The following is a 7,147-nucleotide window of genomic DNA, read 5'->3' as shown; positions in this document are numbered from 1 at the left end:
CGGCGAAAGCCGAGCCGCGATGGCCGGAGGTGCCGAAGGCGACGCGCTGCGCCGGGTTGGCCGGATCCGGCTTGGTGGTGAAATACGCCGTGATCAGCCGCGGCAGGTTGACCAGATCGGCCGGATCGACGGGCTTTCCTGCGAGCGGGCTCACCATCTGCGTCTCCCTGGGCTGAGCTTCTATCGGTAAAGACATAGGCAAATTGCGCCAGCCGGCACCGGCTGTCGAGCGCCCGGCCGCGCGTTTTTGCTTTCGCCGGCCGCGCCGCTGCGGGCAAATGGGCGAGGCAGCAGGGACGACGCCTTGGACCGGACGGAGAGCGCCGAGGGCAAAACGCGGGCGCGCTGGCAGCGCGACCCGGAGGGCATGCGCCAGCGCATCCTGGACGCGGCGCTGGCCGAGTTCACCCGCCACGGCTATGGCGGCGCCCGGATCGACCGCATCGCCGCGGCCGCCGGCGCCAACAAGCGCATGCTGTACTACCATGTCGGCAACAAGGAGACGCTGTACCTGGCGGTGCTGGAGGCGACCTATGCCCGCATCCGCAATGCCGAGCGTGCGCTGAACCTGGAGAGCCTGGCGCCGGACGCGGCGATCGCCCGGCTGGTCGAGTTCACCTGGAGCTATTTCCTGGAGAACCCGGAATTCCTGATCATGCTGAACCAGGAGAACCTGTACCAGGCGCAGCACCTGAAGAAGTCGCCCAATGTCCGGCCCCTGCACTCCCCCTTCGTCGAGATGATCGGCGAGGTGCTGGGCCGCGGCGTCGCCGCCGGCGCCTTCCGGGCCGGGATCGACCCGGTGCAGCTCTACATCTCGATCGCCGGCCTGGCCTATTTCTACGTCTCGAACCGCTGGACGCTCGGCGTCATCTTCGACCGCGACCTGTTCGAGCCGCAGGCCCGCGCCGACCGTCTGGCGCATATGACCGACCTGGTGCTGGCGGCGCTGCGGGCGTGAGGGCGCGGGCCGCCGCGACCGTCCGCAATGGGCGGAAAGCGGCCAGCCATAGCCCTCTTCAAACCTCGATATCGGCCGGCTCAATTCAATTTGATCCTCCAGCCCGTTCGCTTTTGCAGTTCAGCCAAATACGGCGTTGCGTTTGGCGTACCGCGTCCATAAAGGGCCAAGCGTATCCTGGGAACCACTGGTTTTGCAGTAAACTCGAAGGTCACCGCAAATTCTCGGCCCTCAAATGCCCCTTCCCAATGCGGATACTCCGTTCTCTGCGACAGGAACGATAAGAGTGTTGCCAAGAGCCCACTAGCTTTAATCGGCCCTTCATCGCGAACAAGAACGAACCGAATGCCGTCAAATACGTCGGCCAATTTCAGCTTCACATCATCAATCTGCCCGAGTGGTTGTCCATCCGGACGCGTAATAGCACCCTCCATAACCATCGATAGATCCTCGCAGATTGTCGGCAATAACTGGATCCCAGCATTAAATGATGATACGGACAACTGCCGGGCCTCTCCAGGACCTATCGCTAAGACGTAAACTTTCGCACTCGCGGCGCCTCTCCCGAGGAGAACGCTATGGCGCCCGATTGTCGGCTTTGGGTCGATAGCGGCCAGTTGAGCATAGCGTGCAGGGCCGATGTCGATGGCCTGCGGCGGCGTTCAGGAAGCCAGCTCCGCCGTCCGGCGGGAGCCATCCTGATCAGTAAACACAATGTGCATTGCATTAAATGGCGATTTTGTTCATGATATGTTCCATGAACAAGGCGCAGTCCGTCTCCACCCGGCAACCCGCCGCGCCGGCCCCCGACCGGGCCGAGGCCGAGCAGGCGGCGCGCATGCTCGACCGGCTGGCCGAGATGGCGATGGAGCAGGCGGAGGCGATGCATCGGGCCACGATGGCCGCCGTCGAGGCCGACGACGCCGCGAGGGCCAAGGAGTTCGGGCTGGCCTTCGAGCGCGCCGGCCGCGGCGTCAGCCGCATGCTGGCGCTCAAGCTCCACCTTGCAAAAAAGCGCCAGGAGCTGGCGCAGAAGGCCGCGACCCATGCCCGCGACCAGGCCGCGGCCAAGGAGACGCGCCGCAATCGGGTGGCCCGCGCCGTCGCCTGCTCGGTCGCCGCCAACCGCGACCTCGACGCCGAAAGCTGCGAGGCGCAGATCGCCGCGATGTGGAAGCGGCTGGTCGACGACCCGGAGATCGACGCCGACCTCGCACTCTCCGAGCACTCGCTGGAGGAGATCGTCTTCCATCTCTGCCGCGACATGGGCATCCGCCCCGACGTGGCCTGGCTGAACCCGGACTATTCCGGCGCCGACTGGTCCGGACGGCGGAAGCGGGCCGAGGACGGAGAGGACAAGCCCGCCGCGCCCTGGTGGCCCGAGGACGGGCCGGATGCCGCCCGCTACTGGCATCTCGACGAGAGCGACAAGATCCCGGTCGCGGGCTGGTACGACATCGAGACCGGCGAACGGCTCCGCTGCGCTCCCTGGCTGCTCAAGCCCAGCGGCTGACCACCGCCGGCCGCCCGCCCGCCACCCTTCCCGATCACCAGCCGGCCCAGCCTTCCACTCTCCCCCTCCCCTTGCGGGAGGAGGCAGGGGGGAGGGGCTGCCGCGTCCGCGCGCGAATGAGCAGGGCACAGAACTCGGCGTCCGCGCGGGTTTGCGACAGTCTGGGCCGGCTCAAACCGAGAGACCCCCCTCCCCCTACCCCCTCCCGCAAGGGAGGGGGGACTCAAAGGAGACGATGCGTGAATGCCGTAGCCCGCGGGGGGAGGATCAAAGGCCGAGCCGGCGATCCGCGGGAGAGGCAACGCAGAAGCCGGGACGCCCTTCCCCCTCTTGACCCCTGCCCGTCTCCACAGCAGGATTTTAACCAACGGGTTAATTTCTGCCGGGCCATCAGAAGCCCGAGACCGGGAGACGCCGATGGGATCGCCGAGCGCCCCTGACCGAGGACAGGATCGCGCCCCCGGGCGCGCAGCCGCCCTGCTGCAGGCCGGCTGGGTCCGGCCCCTGATCCTGCTGCTGATCATCATCGCGCTGTGGGACCTGGCGATCCGTGTGTTCCACCTGCCGCCCTATCAGGTACCCGCGCCCAGGGACGTCATCGTCACCCTGTGGCGCGACGGGCCGGAGCTGCTGTCGCAGGCCGTGCCCACCACCGTCGCCACCGTGCTGGGCTTCCTGCTCTCCGCCGCGATCGGCATCCCGATGGCGATGCTGATCGCCGGCTCCCGCACGGTCGAAGCCTATCTCTACCCGCTGCTGGTGTTCTCGCAGTCGATCCCGAAGGTGGCGATCGCGCCGCTCTTCGTCGTCTGGTTCGGCTTCGGGCTGGAGCCGAAGGTGATCTCGGCCTTCCTGCTGGGCTTCTTCCCGGTGGTGGTCTCGGCCGTGCAGGGCTTCAAGTCGCTCGACCCCGACACGCTGGACCTGGCCCGGGCCATGGCCGCCAGCCGCTGGCAGATCTTCCGCATGGTCGGGCTGCCGGCGGCGATGCCGGCGATCTTCTCCGGCCTCAAGGTCTCGGTGACGCTGGCGGTGGTCGGCGCCGTGGTCGGCGAGTTCGTCGGCGCCAATTCCGGCATCGGCTTCGTGCTGCAGCGCTCGATCGGCAATTTCGAGCTGCCGACCATGTTCGCGGCGCTGGTGATCCTGGCCGTGCTGGGCGTGGTGCTGTTCTGGCTGGTCGACCTGGTCGAGCGGCTGGTGATCCCGTGGCACGCCAGCCGGCGGCGGGACCTGGTTCTCGCCGCCTGAGGCGGCAGATACGAAACGACAGGGAGGGAGGACCAAGATGATCCGGAGCCTGCTGATCGCCCTCGGCGTGCTGCTCGCCGCCGGGCCGGCCATGGCGGCCGACAAGGTCGTGCTGATGCTGAACTGGTACGTCTATGGCGAGCACGCGCCCTTCTTCCTGGGCAAGGCCAAGGGCTTCTACGCCGACCAGGGCATCGACCTGGAGATCCAGGAGGGCCGCGGCTCGGCCATGACCGCCCAGGCGGTGGCCGCCGGCACCGTCCAGTTCGGCTATTTCGACGTGCCGACGATGATCAAGGCGGCGGCCAAGGGCGCGCCGCTGGTCTCGGTCGGCGTGCTGCTGCAGAAGAGCCCGATGTCGGTGATGGGCTTCACCGACAAGAACATCCGCAAGCCGGAGGACATCAAGGGCAAGACCGTGGCCACCACGCCCGGCGATTCGATGTCGCAGATCTGGCCGTTCTTCCTGCAGAAGACCGGGCTGAAGGAGAGCGACTTCCGCACCGTCTCGGGCGACGCCCAGACCAAGCTGAACGCCGTGATCAACGGCCAGGCCGACCTGCTGCTGGGCTATTCGATGGACCAGAGCATGAAGATCAAGGATGCCACCGGCAAGGACGTCACCCCGATCATGTTCGCCGATTACGGGGTGAACATGGTGTCCTCCGGCATCGTCGTGCAGAAGGATCTGGTGACCGGGAACCCCGACCTGATCCGGCGCTTCATGGCGGCGACGACGCAGTCGGTCGAGGCGGCGGAGAAGGCGCCGGCCGACGCCACCGCCGCGGTGTTGGCCGCCCTGCCCAAGGCCGGCAAGCCGGACACGCTGCAGGAGGGGTTCGAGCGCACCATCCCGCTGTACCGGACCGAGGAGACGCAGGGCAAGCGGCCGTTCCAGGTGACCGACGCCAACATGGCCGAGACGGTCAAGCTGCTGGTCGAATACGGCGGCGTCGACGCCGATGCGGCGAAGGACCCGAAGGCCTTCTACACCAACGACTTCCTGCCGAAGTGACGCGGATGGGGAAGGCGAAGCTGCAGGCGGTCGAGACGGCGGAGAAGGAGGCCCGCGCCGCCGTCATCGCCGTGGAGGGCGTGTCGAAGACCTATCGCACCCGCGACGGCGAGGTGCCATCGCTGGCACCGCTGGACTTCACCATCGACGAGGGCGAGTTCCTGGTGCTGGTCGGCCCGTCCGGCTGCGGCAAGTCCACGCTGCTGCGGATGATCGCCGGCCTGCTGCCGCCCAGCGCCGGGCGGATCCGGCTTGGCGGCCGCGCCGTCGACCGGCCGCATGGCGATGCCGGCATCGTGTTCCAGAGCGCGCTGCTGCTGCCATGGCGCAACGTCCTGGCCAACGTGATGATGCCGGTCGAGGTCAAGCGCCTGCCCCGCGCGCCGCATCTGGAGCGGGCGCGCCGGCTGCTGCGCATGGTCGGGCTGGAGGGGTTCGAATCCAAGCTGCCCTGGCAGCTGTCCGGCGGCATGCAGCAGCGGGTGTCGCTGTGCCGCGCCCTGGTCACCGACCCGTCGATCGTGCTGATGGACGAGCCCTTCGGCGCGCTCGACGCCATGACGCGGGAGCGGATGAATGTCGAGCTGCAGCGGATCCAGCGCGAGACGCGCAAGACCATCCTGCTGATCACCCATTCGATCCCCGAGGCGGTGTTCCTGGCCGACCGGGTGCTGGTGATGAGCGAGCGGCCGGGGTCGATCGCCGCGATCTACGACGTGCCGCTGCCGAAGCCGCGCTCGCTCGACGTCATGGGCGACCCGCGCTTCGTCGAGCTGACCCAGCGCATCCGCGGCCATTTCCGCGCCCAGGGCGGTCTGGACTGACCGCCACGGAAACGCCGCGGAGCTTGCGCAGGCTGGGATGGTCTCGCTTTCGGAGGCCCTATGCCGACCAGCCCGACCGAGGCGCCGACCACTGCCCATCCGATGGGCGCGGGAGGGCGCGGGTTCTCCTGGTTCATGCAGGCGCTAGGCCTCGCCGGGGCCGGCGCGCTGCTGGCGCCGGTGATCGTGACGCCGCCGCTGCGCGACAGCCCGGCATCCGTCACCATCCTGGTGGCGGGCGCCGTGCTGGTGCTGGCCCTGACCACTTGCATCGGCATCGAGATCCGGCACAGCGCCGTGATGCTGACGCCGGAGGGCCTCGAATACCGGGGAGTCGGCTACCGTGTGCGTGCGGCTTGGCCGGCGGTGCGCTTCCTCGGATCCGGGCAGCTGCTGGTCGAGCAGGGCAGCTTCGAACCGCAGAGCTGGATGCGGATCCTCTGGCCGCTCGGCCTGCTGAACGGCAGCGCGGCCAGGGCGCACGCCAAGGCCCGGCTGGTGCATCTCCGATACTACGACGATGCCTGGCCGGACGGGCGGCTGGCCGCGGATCTGCGCCGGGTGGCGCCCGGGCTGCTGCCGCCGGCCTGAGTCAGTCCTCGGGGTGCTGCGGCTTCTGCGGCGTCGGCCAGGGTTCGCCGCGGTCCTCCAGCATCACGTCGATGCCCTGGACCGCCAGACGCAGCGCCACGTCGTCGGCGAAGCTCAGCAGGAGGCCGCCCTCCTCCGCCGTCACCGCCAGCAGGTCCAGCATCCGGCCGCGGTCCTGCAGGTCGAGCCGGCGGGTCCGCACCGAATCGACACCCTGGAAGCGCACGCCGCACAGGGTGCGCTGCCAGAACTCCTGGCCGTCGACCAGCTGCGCCGGTTCCTCCCAGCGGAAGCGGTTCACCGCCATGACGAAGCTGCGCTCGCGCCGCAGGAAGGTGATGTCGTGCACCGGCACGATCGCGTCCTGCAGCGCGGCGGACAGCACCGCCAGATCGTCGGCGTCGCGGGCCCGCAGGCGCAGGGGAACGGTCGTGTCGGCGGCCATCTCAGTCGCCCTTGAGCCGGGTGATGTCGGCGCCGCAGCCGGCCAGCTTCTCCTCCAGCCGCTCATAGCCGCGGTCGAGGTGATAGACCCGGTTCAGCACCGTCTCGCCCTGGGCCACCAGGCCGGCGATGACCAGCGAGACGCTGGCGCGCAGGTCGGTCGCCATCACCGGGGCGCCGGTCAGCTTCGGCACGCCGCGCACCAGGGCCGAGGCGCCGTGAATGGTGACGTTGGCGCCCATCCGCGCCAGCTCCGGCACATGCATGAAGCGGTTCTCGAAGATCGTCTCGGTGATCATCGACGCGCCCTTGGCCACCGTCATCAGCCCCATCATCTGGGCCTGCAGGTCGGTGGGGAAGCCGGGATAGGGCTCGGTCATCACGTCGACGCCGATCAGGTCGCCGCTGCGGCGCACCTTGAAGCCGTCGGCCGTCGGTACGCCCGAAGCAGGAAATCGCGCGACGGCTTGGCGACTACACATGCGAACGTCAACGGACCCTCGCACGGCATCGAAGCGTGAGTGACGATATCGCGTTTGCCACGATAC

The 7,147-nt window shown here is 68.4% G+C and carries 8 protein-coding genes and 1 pseudogene; 6 read left to right on the top strand and 3 right to left on the bottom strand.

What is annotated here, in order from left to right:
• The first annotated feature begins 304 nt into the window (after nt 1–304).
• Nucleotides 305–961, top strand: a complete 657-nt coding sequence (locus tag ABDW35_RS28180) for a TetR family transcriptional regulator (protein ID WP_343717176.1) — start codon at nt 305–307, stop codon at nt 959–961.
• An 80-nt stretch (nt 962–1,041) separates the two neighbouring features.
• On the opposite strand, the gene ABDW35_RS28175 is transcribed toward ABDW35_RS28180, so the two are convergent.
• A complete protein-coding gene (locus ABDW35_RS28175) occupies nt 1,042–1,401 on the bottom strand; it encodes a hypothetical protein (RefSeq protein ID WP_343717175.1) in 360 nt (119 codons plus the stop codon).
• 317 nt (nt 1,402–1,718) lie between these two features.
• Between ABDW35_RS28175 and ABDW35_RS28170 the strand changes: the two genes are divergently transcribed.
• From ABDW35_RS28170 to ABDW35_RS28150, 5 genes are all read left to right on the top strand, one after another.
• Nucleotides 1,719–2,474 carry a hypothetical protein gene (locus ABDW35_RS28170; protein ID WP_343717174.1) on the top strand — a complete coding sequence of 252 codons (756 nt, stop codon included), beginning with the start codon at nt 1,719–1,721 and terminating at the stop codon, nt 2,472–2,474.
• Between the two features lie 417 nt (nt 2,475–2,891).
• The gene (locus ABDW35_RS28165) at nt 2,892–3,725 is read left to right on the top strand and encodes an ABC transporter permease (protein WP_343717173.1); all 834 of its coding nucleotides are present in this window, start codon (nt 2,892–2,894) and stop codon (nt 3,723–3,725) included.
• A gap of 37 nt (nt 3,726–3,762) precedes the next feature.
• Nucleotides 3,763–4,740, top strand: a complete 978-nt coding sequence (locus ABDW35_RS28160; RefSeq protein ID WP_343717172.1) for an ABC transporter substrate-binding protein — start codon at nt 3,763–3,765, stop codon at nt 4,738–4,740.
• Nucleotides 4,741–4,745: 5 nt separating this feature from the next.
• Nucleotides 4,746–5,564: an ABC transporter ATP-binding protein gene (locus ABDW35_RS28155; protein WP_343717171.1), complete on the top strand. Its 819-nt coding sequence runs from the start codon at nt 4,746–4,748 to the stop codon at nt 5,562–5,564.
• 60 nt (nt 5,565–5,624) lie between these two features.
• Nucleotides 5,625–6,155, top strand: a complete 531-nt coding sequence (locus ABDW35_RS28150) for a hypothetical protein (RefSeq protein WP_343717170.1) — start codon at nt 5,625–5,627, stop codon at nt 6,153–6,155.
• 1 nt (nt 6,156) lies between these two features.
• Here the strand turns inward: ABDW35_RS28150 and ABDW35_RS28145 are convergent, their stop codons facing one another.
• Both ABDW35_RS28145 and ABDW35_RS28140 read right to left on the bottom strand, forming a co-directional pair.
• Entirely contained in the window at nt 6,157–6,600 is a 444-nt protein-coding gene (locus tag ABDW35_RS28145) for a DUF2948 family protein (protein ID WP_343717169.1), read from the bottom strand.
• A 1-nt stretch (nt 6,601) separates the two neighbouring features.
• Nucleotides 6,602–7,147, bottom strand: a pseudogene (locus ABDW35_RS28140) (UDP-N-acetylglucosamine 1-carboxyvinyltransferase); the annotation flags it as partial.

This window comes from Inquilinus sp. (genome assembly GCF_039594555.1).
Classification (GTDB): domain Bacteria; phylum Pseudomonadota; class Alphaproteobacteria; order DSM-16000; family Inquilinaceae; genus Inquilinus.
Note: the sequence above shows the minus strand (reverse complement) of the source record. Positions and strands in the feature narration are given on the sequence as shown.

Bases quoted from the DNA above. Each gene is read 5' to 3' on its own strand.
- ABDW35_RS28165 (WP_343717173.1), top strand. From the start codon at position 2,892: ATGGGATCGCCGAGCGCCCCTGACCGAGGACAGGATCGCGCCCCCGGG.
- ABDW35_RS28160 (WP_343717172.1), top strand. From the start codon at position 3,763: ATGATCCGGAGCCTGCTGATCGCCCTCGGCGTGCTGCTCGCCGCCGGG.
- ABDW35_RS28150 (WP_343717170.1), top strand. From the start codon at position 5,625: ATGCCGACCAGCCCGACCGAGGCGCCGACCACTGCCCATCCGATGGGC.
- ABDW35_RS28155 (WP_343717171.1), top strand. From the start codon at position 4,746: ATGGGGAAGGCGAAGCTGCAGGCGGTCGAGACGGCGGAGAAGGAGGCC.
- ABDW35_RS28145 (WP_343717169.1), bottom strand. From the start codon at position 6,600: ATGGCCGCCGACACGACCGTTCCCCTGCGCCTGCGGGCCCGCGACGCC.
- ABDW35_RS28175 (WP_343717175.1), bottom strand. From the start codon at position 1,401: ATGGTTATGGAGGGTGCTATTACGCGTCCGGATGGACAACCACTCGGG.
- ABDW35_RS28170 (WP_343717174.1), top strand. From the start codon at position 1,719: ATGAACAAGGCGCAGTCCGTCTCCACCCGGCAACCCGCCGCGCCGGCC.